The organism is uncultured Roseovarius sp., from assembly GCF_963972555.1.
GTDB lineage: Bacteria > Pseudomonadota > Alphaproteobacteria > Rhodobacterales > Rhodobacteraceae > Roseovarius > Roseovarius mucosus.
Map to the genome: position 1 here is coordinate 1 of NZ_CAXAUM010000030.1, position 18,620 is coordinate 18,620.

At 59.5% G+C, this 18,620-nt stretch carries 19 protein-coding genes; 14 read left to right on the forward strand and 5 right to left on the reverse strand.

The window, feature by feature from the left end:
• Both AACZ65_RS17795 and secG read right to left on the reverse strand, forming a co-directional pair.
• The coding region (locus AACZ65_RS17795; protein ID WP_339673178.1) for a CTP synthase at nucleotides 1-1,000 on the reverse strand (1,000 nt) is incomplete at its 3' end.
• Nucleotides 1,001-1,167: 167 nt separating this feature from the next.
• Entirely contained in the window at nucleotides 1,168-1,530 is a 363-nt protein-coding gene (gene secG / locus AACZ65_RS17800; protein WP_339673180.1) for a preprotein translocase subunit SecG, read from the reverse strand.
• 203 nt (nucleotides 1,531-1,733) lie between these two features.
• Here secG and AACZ65_RS17805 point away from each other — a divergent pair, with 203 nt between their 5' ends.
• Complete coding sequence (locus tag AACZ65_RS17805) at nucleotides 1,734-3,029, forward strand: adenylosuccinate synthase (protein ID WP_339673181.1); 1,296 nt, start codon at nucleotides 1,734-1,736, stop codon at nucleotides 3,027-3,029.
• A 9-nt stretch (nucleotides 3,030-3,038) separates the two neighbouring features.
• Nucleotides 3,039-3,263, forward strand: a complete 225-nt coding sequence (locus AACZ65_RS17810; protein WP_339673183.1) for a DUF2842 domain-containing protein — start codon at nucleotides 3,039-3,041, stop codon at nucleotides 3,261-3,263.
• 78 nt (nucleotides 3,264-3,341) lie between these two features.
• Here AACZ65_RS17810 and AACZ65_RS17815 read toward each other — a convergent pair whose 3' ends face one another.
• A complete protein-coding gene (locus AACZ65_RS17815; RefSeq protein WP_339673185.1) occupies nucleotides 3,342-5,750 on the reverse strand; it encodes an FAD-dependent oxidoreductase in 2,409 nt (802 codons plus the stop codon).
• Between the two features lie 254 nt (nucleotides 5,751-6,004).
• Between AACZ65_RS17815 and AACZ65_RS17820 the strand changes: the two genes are divergently transcribed.
• Together AACZ65_RS17820 and AACZ65_RS17825 are read left to right on the forward strand one after the other, a co-directional pair.
• The gene (locus tag AACZ65_RS17820; protein WP_037271676.1) at nucleotides 6,005-6,373 is read left to right on the forward strand and encodes a hypothetical protein; all 369 of its coding nucleotides are present in this window, start codon (nucleotides 6,005-6,007) and stop codon (nucleotides 6,371-6,373) included.
• A 183-nt stretch (nucleotides 6,374-6,556) separates the two neighbouring features.
• Entirely contained in the window at nucleotides 6,557-8,983 is a 2,427-nt protein-coding gene (locus AACZ65_RS17825) for an FAD-dependent oxidoreductase (protein WP_339673188.1), read from the forward strand.
• 3 nt (nucleotides 8,984-8,986) lie between these two features.
• Here AACZ65_RS17825 and AACZ65_RS17830 read toward each other — a convergent pair whose 3' ends face one another.
• Both AACZ65_RS17830 and AACZ65_RS17835 read right to left on the reverse strand, forming a co-directional pair.
• On the reverse strand, nucleotides 8,987-9,250 hold the full coding sequence (locus tag AACZ65_RS17830) for a hypothetical protein (protein WP_339673190.1): 264 nt from the start codon (nucleotides 9,248-9,250) through the stop codon (nucleotides 8,987-8,989).
• A gap of 10 nt (nucleotides 9,251-9,260) precedes the next feature.
• A complete protein-coding gene (locus AACZ65_RS17835) occupies nucleotides 9,261-9,914 on the reverse strand; it encodes an alpha/beta hydrolase (protein ID WP_037271679.1) in 654 nt (217 codons plus the stop codon).
• 158 nt (nucleotides 9,915-10,072) lie between these two features.
• Between AACZ65_RS17835 and AACZ65_RS17840 the strand changes: the two genes are divergently transcribed.
• From AACZ65_RS17840 to AACZ65_RS17885, 10 genes are all read left to right on the forward strand, one after another.
• Entirely contained in the window at nucleotides 10,073-10,534 is a 462-nt protein-coding gene (locus tag AACZ65_RS17840) for an Rrf2 family transcriptional regulator (protein WP_037271680.1), read from the forward strand.
• A gap of 65 nt (nucleotides 10,535-10,599) precedes the next feature.
• Entirely contained in the window at nucleotides 10,600-11,643 is a 1,044-nt protein-coding gene (locus AACZ65_RS17845) for an aminotransferase class V-fold PLP-dependent enzyme (protein ID WP_339673195.1), read from the forward strand.
• 17 nt (nucleotides 11,644-11,660) lie between these two features.
• Entirely contained in the window at nucleotides 11,661-13,184 is a 1,524-nt protein-coding gene (gene sufB, locus AACZ65_RS17850; RefSeq protein WP_339673197.1) for a Fe-S cluster assembly protein SufB, read from the forward strand.
• 23 nt (nucleotides 13,185-13,207) lie between these two features.
• Nucleotides 13,208-13,522 carry a heavy metal-binding domain-containing protein gene (locus AACZ65_RS17855; protein WP_339673200.1) on the forward strand — a complete coding sequence of 105 codons (315 nt, stop codon included), beginning with the start codon at nucleotides 13,208-13,210 and terminating at the stop codon, nucleotides 13,520-13,522.
• 1 nt (nucleotide 13,523) lies between these two features.
• Nucleotides 13,524-14,129 (forward strand): hypothetical protein, encoded by a 606-nt coding sequence (locus AACZ65_RS17860; protein ID WP_339673202.1) that lies wholly within the window; start codon nucleotides 13,524-13,526, stop codon nucleotides 14,127-14,129.
• Nucleotides 14,130-14,161: 32 nt separating this feature from the next.
• Entirely contained in the window at nucleotides 14,162-14,917 is a 756-nt protein-coding gene (gene sufC / locus AACZ65_RS17865) for a Fe-S cluster assembly ATPase SufC (RefSeq protein ID WP_339673204.1), read from the forward strand.
• Nucleotides 14,917-16,206 carry a SufD family Fe-S cluster assembly protein gene (locus AACZ65_RS17870; protein ID WP_339673206.1) on the forward strand — a complete coding sequence of 430 codons (1,290 nt, stop codon included), beginning with the start codon at nucleotides 14,917-14,919 and terminating at the stop codon, nucleotides 16,204-16,206. Before sufC ends, AACZ65_RS17870 begins: the two co-directional genes overlap by 1 nt.
• Nucleotides 16,206-16,691, forward strand: coding sequence for a hypothetical protein (locus AACZ65_RS17875; protein WP_037271689.1), 486 nt, complete (start codon nucleotides 16,206-16,208; stop codon nucleotides 16,689-16,691). The genes AACZ65_RS17870 and AACZ65_RS17875 overlap by 1 nt, the downstream gene beginning before the upstream one ends.
• Nucleotides 16,688-17,284, forward strand: a complete 597-nt coding sequence (locus tag AACZ65_RS17880) for a Yip1 family protein (RefSeq protein ID WP_339673209.1) — start codon at nucleotides 16,688-16,690, stop codon at nucleotides 17,282-17,284. The genes AACZ65_RS17875 and AACZ65_RS17880 overlap by 4 nt, the downstream gene beginning before the upstream one ends.
• Nucleotide 17,285: 1 nt before the next feature.
• On the forward strand, nucleotides 17,286-18,506 hold the full coding sequence (locus tag AACZ65_RS17885) for a cysteine desulfurase (protein ID WP_339673211.1): 1,221 nt from the start codon (nucleotides 17,286-17,288) through the stop codon (nucleotides 18,504-18,506).
• Nucleotides 18,507-18,620: the final 114 nt, after the last annotated feature.

The following is an 18,620-nucleotide window of genomic DNA, read 5'->3' on the forward strand; positions in this document are numbered from 1 at the left end:
CGAAAATCTCGGCATCGACCCATTCCACGTTGACCTTGACCCGGTTGGCCATGCCGCCGTGAATGAGCGCCTCCTTGATCGACTTATAGGCATCCTCAAGCTGAACGTATTTCCCGACGATGGCGATATTGACCGCGCCATCGGTATTTTGGATACGATCCACGACATCGAGCCACACTGTCAGGTCGGGTTTGGGCGCGGGGCTGATCTGAAACACATCGAGCACGGCCTGATCCAGCCCCTCGCGGTGATAGGCCAACGGCGCCTCGTAAATCGACTTGAGATCATAGGCCGCGACAACATGTTCTTTGCGGACATTGCAGAAGAGGGCGATTTTCTCGCGCTCCTTGTCCGGGATCGGTTGTTCGGAGCGGCACACGAGGATGTCGGGGGCGATGCCGATGCTTTGGAGTTCCTTGACGCTGTGTTGCGTGGGCTTTGTCTTCAACTCGCCACTGGCGGCGAGATAGGGCAGAAGGGTGAGATGCATGAAGATGCACTGTCCGCGCGGGCGATCATGGCTGAACTGGCGGATCGCCTCAAAGAACGGCAGCCCCTCGATATCGCCCACGGTGCCGCCGATTTCACAGAGCATGAAATCGACCTCATCTTCGCCAATGCTCAGGAACTCCTTGATTTCATTGGTGACATGCGGGACGACCTGAATGGTCTTGCCCAGATAGTCGCCGCGCCGCTCCTTTTCCAACACGTTGGAATAGATGCGCCCCGAACTGACCGAGTCGGTAATCCGCGCGGGAACTCCGGTGAAGCGCTCGTAATGGCCAAGATCGAGATCGGTTTCGGCCCCATCATCGGTCACGAACACCTCGCCATGTTCAAATGGTGACATCGTCCCGGGATCGACGTTGAGATAGGGATCAAGCTTGCGCAGCCGCACCGAGAACCCGCGTGCCTGCAGCAACGCCCCGAGCGCCGCCGAGGCTAGTCCTTTGCCAAGCGAGGATACAACGCCGCCAGTGATGAAAATATATCGTGCCATGCGTTGAGGCCCCCGTGATCTCGTGTGTTTTATGGACGGTCTAAAACCCAGCGATGGCCCAAAGACCACCCTGCCACGGGATTTAACCTCTACAGGATTCGCGAGGATTGCGCAAGCCAACCGCTAGATGATGTTGCGCAATCCCAAAGCGCCCTCAAAGAATTGTGTCAGTCCGCTGTCGGCGTGAGGGGAGCCGTATCGCCTGCGGATGGCGGCATCAGGGTTTCGACATCTGGCAGCGCGGGCGTCGATGTCTCAGCGGCGGGCGGCGCATCGGTCAAACGATCCAGAACCGAGACCCCGGCCGCATTCTGTGCGGCGATGATTGTCAGCGTGATCGAGGTCACGATAAAGGCCGCCGCCAGAATCCACGTCATCTTGCCTAGCGCCGTGGCTGCCGCGCGGCCCGTCATGGCCCCGCCACCGCCGCCACCCATGCCAAGCCCGCCACCTTCGGAGCGTTGCAGCAGCACCACGCCGATGAGGGCGAGTGCCAGAAGAAGATGGATGGTCAGAACGACATTTTCCATGGAAGAGGGAGCCTATGCTTATGTCTCGATCTGCCGCTATCTATGCAATTCTGCGCCCGCCCGCAACCCGACAATCGGCCACTGACTGCCAATTCGGGGAATGCAGGGGTGACTCTGGGGGTTGAGGTGAATTAGATGTTTCACCCGGCGCATCCCCCCGTTATACCGGCGCGCGGTTTGGACCAAATGCCGAGGGGTAAATCATGGCAAATGTCGTCGTCGTCGGGGCCCAATGGGGAGACGAGGGAAAAGGCAAGATCGTCGATTGGCTGAGCGAACGCGCCGATGTGATCGCGCGCTTTCAAGGTGGCCATAACGCGGGCCATACTCTTGTGATCGACGGCAAGGTCTACAAGCTCAATGCCCTGCCTTCGGGCGTGGTGCGAGGCGGCAAGCTGAGCGTGATCGGCAATGGCGTGGTGCTGGACCCCTGGCATCTGGTCAAAGAGATTGCCTCGATCCGCGAGCAAGGGGTAACGATCACGCCCGAGACTTTGATGATCGCAGAGAATACACCGCTCATTCTGCCGATTCATGGTGAGTTGGACCGCGCCCGTGAAGAAGCGGCAAGCAAAGGCACCAAGATTGGCACCACGGGTCGCGGCATCGGGCCGGCCTATGAGGACAAGGTGGGGCGTCGTTCGGTCCGGGTGGCGGATCTGGCGGATGAGGCCACGCTTATCGCGCGGGTTGATCGCGCTCTTCAGCATCACGATCCGTTGCGGCGTGGACTTGGCATCGTGCCGGTCGATCGTGAGGTGCTGATTGCACAGTTGAAAGAGATTGCGCCACAGATCCTGCCGTATGCCGCCCCAGTGTGGAAGGTGCTGAACGAGCAGCGCCGCGCAGGCAAGCGGATTCTGTTCGAGGGCGCGCAAGGGGCGCTTCTCGATATTGATTTCGGCACTTATCCCTTTGTTACCTCGTCCAATGTGATCGCCGGTCAGGCGGCCACCGGCGTGGGCCTTGGACCGGGCGCGATTGATTACGTGCTGGGCATCGTCAAGGCCTATACCACGCGGGTGGGCGAGGGGCCGTTTCCCAGCGAATTGAGTGATACGGACGGTCAACGCCTTGGCGAGCGCGGGCATGAATTCGGGACGGTGACGGGGCGCAAGCGCCGCTGTGGCTGGTTCGATGCCTGTCTCGTACGGCAGACCTGTGTCACGTCGGGGGTTACGGGGATCGCGCTGACCAAGCTCGATGTTCTGGACGGGTTCGAGACGTTGAAGATCTGCGTGGGTTATGACCTAGACGGCACGCGGCTCGATTACCTGCCGACCGCGGCCGATAGCCAAGCGCGCTGCAAGCCGATTTACGAGGAATTGCCCGGTTGGTCGCAGTCGACCGAGGGTGCGCGCAGTTGGGCCGATCTGCCCGCCGAGGCCATCAAATATGTGCGCCGTGTCGAAGAGTTGATCGACTGCCCGGTCGCGCTACTTTCTACCTCACCCGAGCGCGAGGACACCATCCTCGTGACAGACCCTTTCGCGGATTGAGGAGGACCGATGCCACTCAGTTACAAGGCCCGGAAACGCTGGTCATTAGTGGTATTGCTGGTGGGTTTGCCCGCATATGTGGTGGTGGCGGTCAGCCTTGTGAACTGGATGGATCGCCCGTCAATCTGGGTGGAATTGCTGATCTATTTAGGGCTTGGTTTTGTCTGGATCGTGCCGCTCAAGCGCGTGTTCATCGGCGTGGGGCAGCCTGATCCGGATGCGCGCGAAGACTGACGCGAACTTTTCAACGTTCTGCGAATACTTAAAACACCGGCGTCTGCACCGCTGAGCAGACGCCGGCTTTCTTATGTCTCAGCCGCGCATACGTTCGCCGTCCACGTCAAAAAGCGCCTCGGTGAGCATTCTTGCAGGGCGTTTGTGCCCGAGGATTTCGATTTCCGCTTCAAGCCCGGCTTGGGCTGTCTCGGACGGTATGAGGGCCAAGGCGATGGATTTACCCGCGTGGTGCGAATAGCCACCCGAGGTACAAAAACCGCGCACCTCATCCCCGATCCAGACGGGTTCGTATCCATTTACATCAGCGTCCATTGCATCCACCTCGAAGGCCACCAATTTGCGCGTGGCCCCTTTGGCGCGCTCGGCCTCTGCCGCTGCGCGTCCGATGAAATCGGCGTTCTTGGTAAAGCTGATGAAGCGGTCCATGCCGGTCTCGGCGGGGGTGTAATCGGGCGAAAACTCGTTGAGCCATGAGCCAAAGAAGCGATCAAGCCGCAGGGACATCATCGCGCGCATCCCAAAGGGTTTCATCCCGTGCTCTTGCCCCGTCGACCAGAGCACATCCCAGAGCGCGCGTTGCGCCATAGGGTCGCAGAAAATCTCATAGCCCAGATCACCGGTGTAGCTGACGCGCTGCACGAGGCAATCGACCATGCCGACGGTTGCGTGTCGCACATCCATGAAGCGCATTTCGCCCAGTGGGTCACGGGTGCAGGCCATGAGCACGTCGCGTGCGCGCGGGCCCGCGATCTGAAATCCGTTGAGCCGGTCCGAGATATTCTCGACGCGCACGCCCGCCGCCTCGTTCTGGGCGAACCAACGCATATGCACCGCCTGCGCGCCATAAGAAGCAGTGAGTTGAAAGGTCTCGTCATTGAGGCAAGACACTGTGAAATCGCCCCAGAGGCGTCCCTTGGGCGAGAGCATTGGTGTGAGCGAGAGGCGCCCCGGTTTGGGGATGCGCCCCGCCATGATCCGATCAAGCCATGCGCGCGCATTCGGCCCTGTGACAAGGTATTTGCCGAAATTGTGCACCTCGTTGATGCCTACGGCCTCGCGCACGGCGCGGACCTCGCGTGCGGTGGCCTCCCAGGCGTTGGAGCGGCGGAAAGACGGCGTCTCAAAGCGCGGCTCGTCACCAATGGCGAAGTAATTGACCACCTCCAGCCCATATTGCGCGCCCCAGACCGCGCCCATTTTGTCGAACACGTCATACATCGGCGTTTGGCGGAAGGGACGGGCGGCGGGCAGTTCTTCGTTCGGATATGAGACAGAAAAGCGTTTCTGATAGTTCTCGATCACCTTGGGGCGTGTATAACCCGGCGTGATCCAGTCGCCAAAGCGCGCCACATCCATCGCGGTCACGTCGCGTTCGCATTCGCCGTGGATCATCCATTGCGCCAGCATGAGGCCCACGCCGCCGCCCTGCGAGAAGCCCGCCATGACACCACAGGCCGACCAATAGCCGCGCAGGCCGGGAATGGGGCCGACCAGCGGATTGCCATCGGGGGCAAAGGTGAAGGGGCCATGGATGACCGATTTGACGCCCGCTTTTTCCAGCACGGGAAAGCGGCGGTAGGCGAATTCGATGCTGGCCTCGATCTTGTCGAGGTTGTCGGGCAGAAGCTCATGACCGAAATCCCAAGGCGTGCCATCGACTGCCCATGGCTTGCAGGGCTGTTCATAGAAGCCGATACAGAGCCCGCGCCCTTCTTGACGCAGATAGCTTTCGCCGGCCGGGTCCATCACATGCGGGTGCTCGGAGTCGCGGGTGTAGATTTCGGGAATTTCGTCGGTGACGATATACTGATGTTCCATTGGATGCAGCGGCAGGTAGACGCCCGCCATCGCCCCCACTTCACGCGCCCAAAGACCGCCTGCGTTGACCACATGCTCGGTGTGGATGGTGCCCTTGTCCGTCACCACATCCCAGGTACCATCGGCGCGCTGCTTGGTCTCTTTCACCATGCAATGCGTCTCGATGCTGGCCCCGCCCATGCGCGCGGCCTTGGCATAGGCATGGGTGGTGCCGGAGGGGTCAAGATGGCCGTCGAGCGGATCGTAGAGTCCGCCGATGATCCCCTCGATATTCGTCACCGGCGCGATTTTCGCGATTTCTTCAGGTGTCACGATATGGGTGTCGAGGCCCATGTAGCGATGCTTGGCGCGCTCGGCCAAGAGCATGTCAAAGCGGTCGCGATTGTCCGCGAGCGTGACCCCGCCGACGTGATGCAGCCCGCAGGACATGCCGGTGATCTCTTCGAGTTCCTTGTAGAGTCGGATCGTATAGCCCTGAAGAGCCGCCATGTTGGTGTCGCCGTTGAGGGTGTGAAACCCGCCCGCCGCGTGCCAGGTGGAGCCGGAGGTCAATTCCGAGCGCTCCACAAGCATGACATCCGACCAGCCCAGCTTGGTCAGGTGATAGAGCACGGAACAGCCGACGACACCGCCGCCGATCACGACCACACGGGTGTTGGTTTTCATTTTGGAACTCCCTGAGATTTTGCCAGAGCCTGCCAGTGGCGCAGGAAAGATCATGTCTGTCAGCGACAATCTCTGACGTATTTGAATTGCGGTTTACGCGAGTTGGCCTAGGGAATGTATGCGGCTGTTGGGATGAATATTACAAAAAAACAACTTTAAGAAGAATCATTGAATAAAAATAACTCTTAAAGTAAAATTATGTTGCCTGCTCTATTTCGCAGGGTTGCTTTAATTTATCCAAGGAGGCCTTTGAAATGGCACAAGATTTTTATGAATTTGATCAAAGCGCAGTCGATGCTGCACTGGAAGTCGCACGACGCAGGCATGAGGGTCATGCCGCCGCCAAGAATCTCACCGCACAATCGGCTCTGCCGGCGGGTGGCGGGCATGTTGCAGTCGCTGCTCAGTGTATCTCTGTGACCGTGGAGAACAACCAGGTCTGTATCAAGTTACCGCTCGGGCTGGGCAAGCATTGCCTGCCTTTGCCGGTGTCGATCCCCAATGGCACCGCCGCCGAGGCCTGTCTGGATATCTGCACCAAGTTTGGCATTCCGACGGGCGTGAAGGTTTCGATCAAGGTTGCCGGAAGCACGGTGATCAGCGAGACCTTTGGCATCTGCTGACAAAGCTCGGTCAGGATCGATCCGACCGTTCCCATGGATCGCGGCCTGTCCCTTGCGGGGCAGGCCGTTCTTTTGCCGTTTAGTACCGACTTGCATCAGAGCGACGGAAAATGTCGGAGATCGGCAATCGGATTGCGGCGCAGCACTTCAGGATATGGGCAGAAAATTCCAGAGGGACACCCCATGAAGACCCATGCACAAGCTGTCGTGATCGGCGGCGGCGTTATCGGATGCTCGATTCTTTACCACCTCACCAAATTGGGCTGGACCGATGTCGTTCTTCTGGAGCGCAATGAGCTCACGAGTGGCAGCACTTGGCATGCGGCCGCCAATATCCACGGGCTGCATGACAGCGCCAATATCAGCCGTCTGCAGCATTACACGATGAAGCTCTATAACGAGCTCGAGGCCGAGACCGGGCAAAGCTGTGGCGTGTTTCAACCCGGTAGCCTCTATCTGGCACAGACCGAGAATCGCGAGCATCAGTTGCGGCTTCAGGCTGCCAAGGCCAAGCTCTATGGGATGAATTTCCATGAGATCGGGAGAGATGAGGCCGAAAGGCTGCATCCTCTGGTGAATTTCGACGGTATCCGCTGCATCATGTACGAGCCCGATGGCGGTAATGTGGACCCCTCGGGTGTGACCAACGCCTATGCCGTGGGGGCGCGGCAGCGGGGCGCGGAAATTCACCGTTTCACGCCGGTCACAGCGACGGTGCAACAGCCGGATGGATCTTGGATCGTCGAGACCCCCAAGGGCAATATCCATACCCCTTGGGTGATCAACGCGGCGGGGCTATGGGGCCGTGAGGTGGCCAAGTTGGCGGGGATCGAATTGCCGCTGCAACCCACCGAACACCAGTATTTCGTGACCGAGATGATCGCCGAGATTTCCGGCATGGACCGCCGATTGCCCTCGGTGGCGGATCGGGACGGGGAATATTACCTGCGGCAAGAGGGCAAGGGCCTGCTGATCGGCGCTTATGAGCGCGACATGCGGTTCTGGGCAGAGGAAGGCACGCCGCTTGATTTTGCGCATGATCTTTTCCCCGACGATCTCGAGCGGATCGAGGAGAACATGCTGCGCGCCATCGACCGGGTGCCGGTGGTGGGCACGGCGGGGATCAAGCGGGTGATCAACGGGCCGATGATCTGGAGCCCGGACAGCAACGTGATCCTCGGGCCGGTGCCCGAACTCAAAGGCTATTTCTGTTGCAATGGCATCATTCCGGGGTTCAGCCAATCGGCGGGCATGGGCTGGATGGTGGCGGAATGGCTGATCAACGGCGAAATGAAATACGATATGTTCGCCTGGGATCTGGCGCGGTTCGGCCTCTGGGCCAACGACCGTGATTTCGTCAAAGCCAAGGTGCGGGATCAATATGCGCATCGGTTCTCGATCCATTTCCCGAATGAAGAGCGCGCGGCGGGGCGGCCGCTGCGCACGCGGCCGGTCTATGAAATTCAAAAGGAGATGGGCGCGGTTTTTGGTCTTAACTATGGTTGGGAGCATCCGCTGTGGTTTTCCGACACACCCGGCACGGTCGATACAAATGGCTTTACCCGGCAAAATTGGTGGGCACCGGTGGGGGCGGAATGCAGGATGCTGCGTGAGCGGGCAGGCATCATCGACATTTCCAACTTCGCCAAATACCGGGTCAAGGGGCCGGGGGCAGAGGATTGGCTGAATGCGGTGTTTGCCAACCGGATGCCAAAAGCTGTTGGGCGGTCGTGCCTGACGCCGCTGATCGGCGTGCGGGGCGGTATCGCGGGCGACGCGACGGTGACGCGGCTGGCGCAGGACGAATTCTGGGTCATTTCCTCGGGCATGGCAGAGCGGTATCACAAGCGGTTCTTTGATGCCGTGCCATTGCCGGAGGGCACCACATTCGAGAGCCTGACCGACACGGTCTGTGGCTTCAACGTGGCCGGGCCAAAATCGCGCGAATTATTGCAACGTCTGACCAATGCTTCGCTGGATACTGTAGATTTTCCCTTTATGCGGTCGGCACGGATTGACTTGGGTGGTGTGGCCTGCGTGGCTATTCGTGTCAGCTTCACCGGTGATCTGGGCTGGGAGTTGCATTGTGCGGCTGAGGATCAGGCGCGGCTTTATGCTGCGCTATTGGCGGCGGGCCGCGAGTTGGGGGCCGGGCCGGTCGGCAGCCGCGCGCTGATGAGCCTGCGCATTGAAAAGGGCTATGGATCGTGGAGCCGCGAATACAGCCCCGAATACTGGCCGCAAGAGGCCGGGTTGGAAGCGCTGTGCAAGATGGACAAGGAGTTCTTGAACAAATCGGCGCTGGAGGCCGTGATTGGCCAAGAGCCCCGCGAGCGCTTGGTAATCCTGCATCTGGAGGAGGCGGATGTGAACGCCTCCAACGCCGATGCCACAGGGGGTGAGCCGATTTTCAAGGATGGGCTCGGCGTGGGGCGCGTGTCCTCGGGGGCCTATGGCTATTCGGTGGGCATGAGTCTGGCGCTTGGGTATGTCAAGGGTGGGGCCATGCCCGGCGATGCGGTCGAGGTGATGGTATTGGGGCGTCCTCATCGCGCGCGCATCCTGCACGCGGCCCCGTTTGATCCAGAGGGCGCGCGCCTGCGCGCCTGATATTCAGGCGTCGCCGCTGTCGGTCTTGACGTCAGCGGCGGCCTCTTTTGCGGCCTTGAGGCGTTTCAGCTTGTCCAACAAGTAGGCCCGCGCCTTGATATTGGCGCGGCGCACGCGCACGGCAGTCAAAAACGCCTCTTCCGCGGTTTGCGAGGTGGAACCGAGGATCTTTTGCACATCGGAAATGATCATCTCATCCCCGGTGGCCTCGACGGCCTTGATCACGTCGCGGGCCAATTCATCGGCCAAATCCTCGGTCACGCCCATGGGGTGCTCCTCAGCGCGTATTCTCGGTCAAGCGCCGTTTGACATAGGTGCTGACCGAGCCGATCATCGTGTCCATATGCGGCTCTTTGAAGAAGTGATCCGCACCATCGACTTCTTGATGGGTGATGGTGATGCCGTGCTGTTCATGCAGCTTGTTGACCAGCGCCTTGGTGTCCGCGGGTGGGGCCACGCGATCATGGCTGCCGTTGATGATCAGGCCAGAGGCGGGGCAGGGTGCCAGAAAGCTGAAATCATACATATTGGCGGGAGGCGACACCGAGATGAAACCGGTGATCTCGGGCCGCCGCATCAAGAGCTGCATGCCGATCCATGCCCCAAAGGAAAAGCCCGCGACCCAGCAATGTTTCGAATTGTTGTTCATGGATTGCAGATAGTCGAGCGCCGAGGCCGCATCGGACAATTCGCCGATGCCTTGGTCGTATTCGCCCTGACTGCGCCCGACCCCACGGAAATTGAACCGAAGCACGGTAAAGCCCATGTTGTAAAAGGCGTAGTGCAGGTTATACACGACCTTGTTGTTCATGGTGCCGCCGAATTGCGGGTGTGGATGCAACACGATCGCGATGGGCGCGTCTTTTTCCTTTTGCGGGTGGTAGCGGCCTTCGAGCCGGCCTTCGGGGCCGGGAAAGATTACCTCGGGCATGGGTTCCCTGTGTCCTCTTCATGGGTGAGTGCGAAAATCTTGACGACTTCGCTCGGGCACCTTAGAAATGTTCTAAATTGTGATCCGGGCCAGAATGGCTCAGAGCGAGATAAGCCTTGTATCGCTCAAGGTCAATCTGTTCGCGTGGGGGAAAACCGATGAAACTGAGCACGAAAGGGCGATATGCCATGGTTGCCTTGGTGGATATCGCCTTGCAGCCTGCGGGATCGGTGGTGACGCTTGGCGATATTTCGAAGCGGCAGGATATTTCGCTGCCCTATCTCGAACAGCTTTTCGTCAAGCTGCGACGCGCGGATCTGGTGAAATCGGTGCGGGGGCCGGGCGGCGGCTATCGCCTGATGCGCCCTGCTTCTGAGATTCGGGTCACGGATATTCTGGCGGCGGTGGACGAAACGATTGATGCCTTGCACAAGGGGGCTGGGGCCTCGGGGGCGACCAGCGGATCGCGGGCGCAGTCCATGACAAACCGGCTGTGGGAAGGCCTTAGCGCGCATGTCTATGTATTCTTGCACCAGACGCGCCTGAGCGATGTAGCGGGCAATTCCTTGGCCCCCTGTCCGGCGGTGCCACATCTCTTTGCCGTGGTGGATGACGAGTGACAAAAGCGCTGTAAGGGCCACGCCTTTGCAGACTGGTCCTATTTCTCGTGGAAAAGCGGACAATCATGCAGAGAGTGTATCTCGACTATAACGCGACCGCCCCGCTGCGCGCCGAGGCACGCGAGGCCATGCTGGATGCCATGGACCTGATCGGTAATCCATCGAGCGTGCATGCCGAAGGGCGCGCCGCCAAAGGTTTGATCGAACGCGCGCGGGCGCAGGTGGCGGCGGCGCTCGGGGCGGATGGGGCGGATGTGATTTTCACCTCCGGCGCGACCGAAGCGGCGGCTTTGGCCTGTGCGGGGCGCAACCTGCATGGCGCGGCGATTGAGCATGATGCCGTAGGAGCGTGGATTACACCCGACTTGCCGGTTGGTTCTGATGGACGGATCACGGTTCAGGACCCGGCGCATTCTGTGCTGCAAATGGCCAATTCCGAAACCGGCGTGGTGCAGGCGTTGCCCGAGGGGCTGGCGGTTAGCGATATGACGCAGGCCTTTGGCAAGCTGTCCGTGGCGTTCAACTGGTCCGGCGTCGAAATGGCGTTGGTTTCTGCACATAAGCTTGGGGGGCCCAAGGGGGTAGGGGCGCTGGTCATCAAGCGTGGCACCGATCTTGCGGCGCAAATCCGGGGCGGCGGACAGGAAATGGGTCGCCGCGCGGGCACCGAAAATGTAATCGGCATCGCCGGGTTCGGGGCGGCGGCAGAGGCGGCGGGGCATGATCTAGCCGAAGGATTTTGGGATCCCATCGAAAAACTTAGAAACATTCTAGAGAATACCATTGCAGAGTTTTCAAATGAGACTATTTTTGTCGGGAAAGCTGCGCCGCGTTTGCCGAACACCAGTTGCTTCATCACGCCCGGATGGAAGGGCGAGACACAGGTGATGGCGTTGGATCTGGCCGGGTTCGCGATTTCTGCCGGGAGCGCGTGCTCCAGTGGCAAAGTGAGGTCCAGTCGGGTGTTGCGCGCGATGGGGTTTGACGAGGCCACGGCAGGATGTGCGATCCGCGTATCGCTGGGGCCGCAGACGACCGAGGACGACATTTTGCGCTTTGCCGAATGCTGGCTGAAGCGTCTGCAAAAACATCGGGGCCGTTTGGCCTGAGACGCAAGGAGAGGGGAATGGCTGCTGTGGACAAGGTTCAGGTTAAAGACGGGGTCGATCAGGAAACCGTCGATGCGGTCCGGCAGGTCGGCGAGGCCTATAAGTACGGCTGGAATACCGATATCGAGATGGACTACGCGCCTCTCGGCCTGAACGAGGACATCGTGCGCCTGATCTCTTTCAAGAACGAAGAGCCAGAGTGGATGACCGAGTGGCGGCTAGAGGCCTATCGCCGCTGGCTGACCAAAACCGAGCCAGAGTGGGCGATGGTCGATTATCCCAAGATCGACTTTCAGGCGCAGTACTACTATGCACGTCCCAAGTCGATGGAGGTCAAGCCCAAGTCATTGGACGAGGTCGATCCCAAGTTGCTCGCGACTTATGAAAAGCTGGGCATACCGCTGAAAGAGCAGATGATCCTTGCCGGGGTTGAGGGGGCAGAGGATGCCCCCGCCGAGGGCCGCAAGGTCGCTGTGGATGCGGTCTTTGATTCGGTGTCCGTTGGCACCACGTTTCAGGCGGAACTGCGCCGTGCCGGGGTGATTTTTTGCTCAATTTCCGAGGCAATCCGCGAGCATCCCGAACTGGTCAAGAAATACCTCGGCTCTGTCGTGCCGGTCAGTGACAATTTCTATGCCACGCTGAATTCGGCAGTCTTTTCCGATGGGTCGTTCGTCTATGTGCCGCCCGGCGTGCGTTGCCCGATGGAACTGAGCACCTATTTCCGGATCAATGCCGAGAATACGGGGCAGTTCGAGCGTACGCTGATCATCGCCGACAAGGGGTCGTATGTCAGCTATCTCGAAGGCTGCACTGCGCCCAAGCGCGACACCAGCCAATTGCACGCCGCTGTGGTCGAGATCATCATCGAAGAAGACGCCGAGGTGAAATATTCCACGGTGCAGAACTGGTATCCGGGCGATGAGAACGGCAAGGGTGGCATCTACAACTTTGTGACCAAGCGCGCCGATTGCCGGGGCGATCGGGCCAAGGTGATGTGGACGCAGGTTGAAACCGGCTCTGCCGTTACATGGAAATACCCATCCTGCATTCTGCGCGGCGATGATAGCCAAGGCGAATTCTATTCCATCGCCATTGCCAACAACTATCAGCAGGCCGATACCGGCACCAAGATGATCCATCTGGGCAAGAATACCCGCTCGCGCATCGTGTCCAAGGGGATCAGCGCGGGCCATGCGCAGAACACCTATCGCGGACTTGTGTCGATGCACCCCAAGGCCAAGAACAGCCGCAATTACACGCAATGTGATAGTCTGCTCATTGGTGACAAATGCGGCGCGCATACCGTGCCTTATATCGAGGTCAAGAACAACTCGAGCCGGGTCGAGCATGAGGCCACCACCTCCAAGGTGGATGACGACCAGATGTTCTATTGCCGCGCGCGCGGGATGGACGAGGAAGAGGCGGTGGCGCTGGTGGTCAACGGGTTCTGCCGCGACGTGTTGCAGGCCCTCCCGATGGAATTCGCCATGGAAGCGCAGCAGTTGGTGGCGATTTCGTTGGAAGGGTCGGTGGGCTGACGCCCACTCGCGGAGCAAGCGTGATGATTGTAACCACCACTCCGAACGTAGAAGGCCGCAAGATCGTGGATTATCGCGGCATTGTTGTGGGCGAGGCAATCATGGGTGCCAATATCGTGCGCGATTTCTTTGCGCAGATCACCGATGTGGTCGGCGGGCGGTCTGACTCTTATGAGAGCAAGCTGCGCGAGGCGCGTGAAGTCGCGTTGAGCGAGTTGGAAGAACGCGCAGCAGAACTTGGGGCCGATGCTGTGGTTGGGGTCGATCTAGATTACGAGGTGGTGGGCGATTCGATGCTCATGGTGTCGGCCAGCGGCACAGCGGTCGTGCTGGACTGAGATGGCTGGGACAGACACCATAGACAGGCCGGTTCTTACCCTGCCCGATGCCGAAGCGGCACGTCTGCGCGAGGTGTATGCGCGGGCGGGGGTGATCCTCGAATATGGCTCTGGTGGATCGACCGTGGTGGCCGCTGAGATGCAGGGCAAGCGGGTCTTTTCGGTAGAGAGCGATCAAGCCTGGGCCGACATGATGCGCGGCTGGTTTACACAGAACCCACCCGCGGCAGGCACAGAGGTGGACGTGATCTGGTCCGACATCGGACCGACCAAAGATTGGGGATTTCCCCGCGGTTCACGTGGGTGGAAGGCCTATGCACAGTATCCGCTCAAGGTCTGGGATATGGCCGGCTTTGTGCAACCCGATGTGGTGTTGGTGGACGGGCGGTTTCGCACCGGCTGTGCCATGGCGGCGGCGTTGCGCACGGCGCGACCTGTCACTCTTCTTTTCGATGATTACGCCCCGCGCAAGCACTATCACCGGATAGAGGATTTCATCGGGGCCCCCCGGCAGATGATCGGGCGGATGGCGGAATTCGAGGTGATGCCGCAGGTGTTGAACCCTGCGCACCTCTTGACGATCATAGAGATGATGACGCGGCCCTGAGGCCGTTGAAATGTATAAAGGGATCAAGGAAAATGTTGGAAATCAAGAACCTGCACGTCGATCTTGAAGAAGAGGATAAAACCATCCTCAAAGGGGTTAACCTGACCGTCGAGGCCGGGACAGTGCATGCGATCATGGGACCTAACGGCTCTGGCAAGTCGACGCTCTCCTATGTCCTTTCTGGGCGTGACGGCTATACCGTGACGGACGGCAGCGCCACTTTGGCGGGTGTTGATCTTCTTGATATGGAGCCAGAAGAACGCGCGGCGGCGGGGCTGTTCCTGGCCTTCCAATATCCGGTTGAAATCCCCGGTGTGGGCAACATGACATTCTTGCGCACGGCCGTGAATGCGCAGCGCAAGGCGCGCGGCGAAGAGGAAATGAGCGCCGCCGAGTTTCTGAAAGTCGTGCGAGAGAAGGCCAAAAAGCTTCAGATCGACGCGGATATGCTGAAGCGTCCGGTCAACGTCGGCTTCTCTGGCGGTGAGAAAAAACGCAATGAAATCCTCCAGATGGCGATGCTGGAGCCAAAAATGTGCATCCTTGACGAGACCGACTCGGGACTTGATGTGGACGCGATGAAGCTGGTGTCGGATGGGGTGAATGCGCTGCGCGATGCGGGCCGCGCCTTTCTTGTGATCACGCATTACCAGCGCCTGCTTGACCATATCAAGCCGGATGTCGTGCATATCATGTACGACGGCCGCATCATCAAGACCGGCGGGCCCGAGCTTGCGCTTGAGGTGGAGCAAAACGGCTATGCCGATATTCTGGCGGAGGTGGCGTGATGGCGCAGCCGCAAGCAAAGCAGACAACGCTTGAGGCGAGGCTGGGGGCGATGGCCTTGCCGGAGGGGGGATTGTGGGCGACGGCCGCGCGAGAGGCAGCGTTGACGCGTGTGCAGGTTATGGGCCTGCCGGATCGGCGCGATGAATACTGGAAATTCACCCGCCCCGACAGCCTTGTGCAGGTCGAGGCTCCGCGCGCGGCGCTTTTTCTCAACGATGATGAGCCCGACAGCTTTGCGGATGTGGATCGGCTCAAGCTGGTGTTCGTTGATGGTGTGTTCGATGCCGAGGCGAGCGATGATCTGACACTGGAGGGCGTGCGCATCGACCGCCTGGGAATGGCAACCAAGAGTGATATCCATTGGGCGCGCGACCTCTACGGCGTGCTGGAGGAGAAGGGGCAAACGCCGGTGGCACGGCCCTTGGCCGCGCTGAACACCGCCTATGCCACGGATGGCGTGCTCATCCATGTAACGGGCCGCCCGAGCAAGCCGATCAATCTGGTTTATGTCCATAAATCAGAGGTTTCTGATGCCATCCTGCATCATGTGATCAAGCTTGACCCCGAGACCGAAGTTACCCTTCTCGAGAATGGCCCCGCCGCCGCGCGGTTCAACAAGGTGATGGAGGTGGATGTGGCCGAAGGCGCACGGTTTCATCATATCCGTACCCAGGGCCGCGATCACGAGCGGCGCGCCGCCACGCATATATTCGCCCGGTTGGGGGCGCAGAGCCTCTTCAAATCCTTCACCCTGACTGCGAACGGGGTAATGACGCGCAACGAATGTGTGATCGAACTGCTGGGCGATGACGCGGTGGCGCATGTGGCGGGGGCCGCTATGGGCGATGGGGATTTCCATCAGGACGACACGGTGTTCGTCACCCATGATGCGCAGCGCTGCGAAAGCCGCCAAGTGTTCAAGAAAGTCCTGCGCAACGGGGCAACGGGCGTGTTTCAGGGCAAGATTCTGGTCAAGCCCGGAGCGCAGAAGACCGATGGCTATCAGATCAGCCAGGCGCTCTTGCTGGATGAGGACAGTCAGTTTCTGGCCAAACCGGAACTGGAAATCTATGCCGATGACGTGGCCTGTTCGCATGGCTCGACCTCGGGGGCGATTGACGAGGATGCGCTCTATTATCTGCGGGCGCGCGGAATTCCCCGGACGATTGCGACCGACCTCTTGACCTTGTCCTTTCTGGCCGAAGCGGTCGAGGAGATCGAGGACGAGGGCCTGCGCGAGGACATCAACAGCCAGCTTGCCGCCTGGCTGGAGCGCAGGCGCCGCTGATGCCGGTTACGACCGATCTTGTGGCCACCTATCGTGGTCCGCGCCGGGTGGTAAGGCGCTTGCTGGCCATGGGCCCGCGTGAGGATCGCGCGCTGGTGATTCTGATTGCCGCTTGTGTGGTGGTCTTTGTCGCGCAATGGCCTCGGCTTGCGCGCGAAGCGTATTTGACGGGTCAAGAGCTAAACCCGTTGCTGGGGGCCTCGCTCTTGGCGTGGGTTTTCATTGCCCCTTTGATTCTCTACTCGTTGGCTCTTGTCAGCCATGGCATTGCTCGCGTTCTGCGGGGCAAGGGAACCGCGTTTGGCGCGCGGATTGCGCTTTTCTGGGCATTTCTTGCGGCTAGTCCGTTGATCTTGTTGCATGGTCTTGTGGCCGGATTTGTTGGACCGGGGTTGGAACTGCAGGTGATTGGTCTCTTGTGGTTGCTGGTCTTCCTGTGGTTTTGGGCGTCCGGTTTGATCGAGGCAGAGTGGGGCGGGGTATGACGCAGGCGGAGTTCAAGGCGCTTTTGCTGGAAACCCTGTTTCGCCCGAGAGAGGCGGCGCGCGGGTTGATCGGGTTTGGCCTGCCGCAACAGGTTTTGTGGATGGCGTTGGGGCTGATGTCGGTCCTCAACGCGATCGTTTATTCGGTGTCGCTGCGTCTTGCTCCGCCGATGGACCCGAGCACGCCGACGCTAATGCCGCCGGCCTTTCATTCACCGCTGCTTTTCACCCTCTTCTTGTTGGGGGCGCTTGTGATTACGGTCTATGCGCTCTTTTGGGTCGGAGGCATGTTGGGGGGCAAGGCGACGGTGCAGGATGTTCTGGTGTTGATCTGCTGGTTGCAGGTGCTGCGCCTTATCCTGCAAATTGCGGTCGCGGTACTGGTCCTGGCGCTTCCAACGGTGGCGGCCCTCTTGATCTTTGTGTCCTCGGTCTGGGGTATCTATATCCTCACGGGTTTTGTTGATGCCGCGCATCGCTTTGACAACATGTTGAAATCATTTGGTGTTATCATCCTGTCCATCGCCGCTATGGCGGTCGGACTGAGCATTCTGCTAAGCCTGATAGGCGTAGCCGCAATGGGAGGGGCATAAGATGCTCGATGTCGAGAAAATTCGTGCCGATTTCCCGATTCTTGCACGAGAAGTGAATGGTAAGCCTTTGGTTTACCTTGATAATGGGGCATCTGCACAAAAGCCGCAGGTGGTCATCGACGCGGTGACACAGGCGTATTCGATGGAATATGCCAATGTGCATCGCGGACTGCATTACCTGAGCAACCTCGCGACCGAGAAATACGAGGCGGTGCGCGGTATCGTGGCGCGGTTTCTGGGCGTGGCGGATGAGGATCAGATCATCTTCAACTCCGGGACGACCGAGGGGATCAACATGGTCGCCTATGGTTGGGCCATGCCGCGTATGCAGGCCGGAGATGAGATCATCCTGAGCGTCATGGAGCATCACGCCAATATCGTGCCATGGCACTTCCTGCGGGAAAGGCAGGGCGTCGCTTTGAAGTGGGTCGATGTCGACGCGCGCGGTTATCTCGACCCTCAAAAGGTGATTGATGCGATCACACCAAAGACAAAACTTATTGCAATTACACAGCTTTCCAATGTGTTGGGAACCAAAGTTGATGTAAAGGCGATCTGCGACGCCGCGCGGGCGCAGGGGGTGCCTGTACTTGTGGATGGCTCTCAGGCGGCGGTGCATATGCCGGTCAATCTCGATGAGATGGGCTGTGATTTCTACGCCATTACGGGTCACAAGCTCTATGGTCCCTCGGGATCGGGGGCAATCTTTGTCCGCAAGGAACGGATGGTCGAAATGCGCCCCTTTATGGGCGGCGGCGATATGATCCGTGAGGTGACGCGCGACGGCGTGACCTATAATGATCCGCCAATGAAGTTCGAGGCGGGCACACCAGGCATCGTGCAGACGATCGGCCTGGGTGTGGCACTTGAGTATATGATGGGCATTGGCATGGGCGCGATCAGCGCCCATGAGGATGAACTGAGCCGCTATGCGCAAGAGCGTTTGGCAGGGCTTAACTGGATCAACGTGCAGGGCACGACACCGGATAAGGCGGCGATTTTTTCCTTTACGATGCAGGGGGCTGCGCATGCCCACGACATTTCTACCATACTCGACAAGAAGGGCGTGGCCGTGCGGGCCGGGCAGCACTGCACAGGGCCATTGATGGAGCATCTGGGCGTCAGCGCCACATGCCGTGCGTCCTTTGCGATGTATAACACCCGTGATGAGGTTGACGTGCTGATCGAGGCGCTCGAGCTGGCGCATGAGCTATTTGGCTGATTTTGCGATTGCGGGGCCGTTGTTGCCCCGCTATACCACCGCGAAAGTGGACCCATAGCTCAGCTGGATAGAGCGCTGCCCTCCGAAGGCAGAGGCCAGAGGTTCGAATCCTCT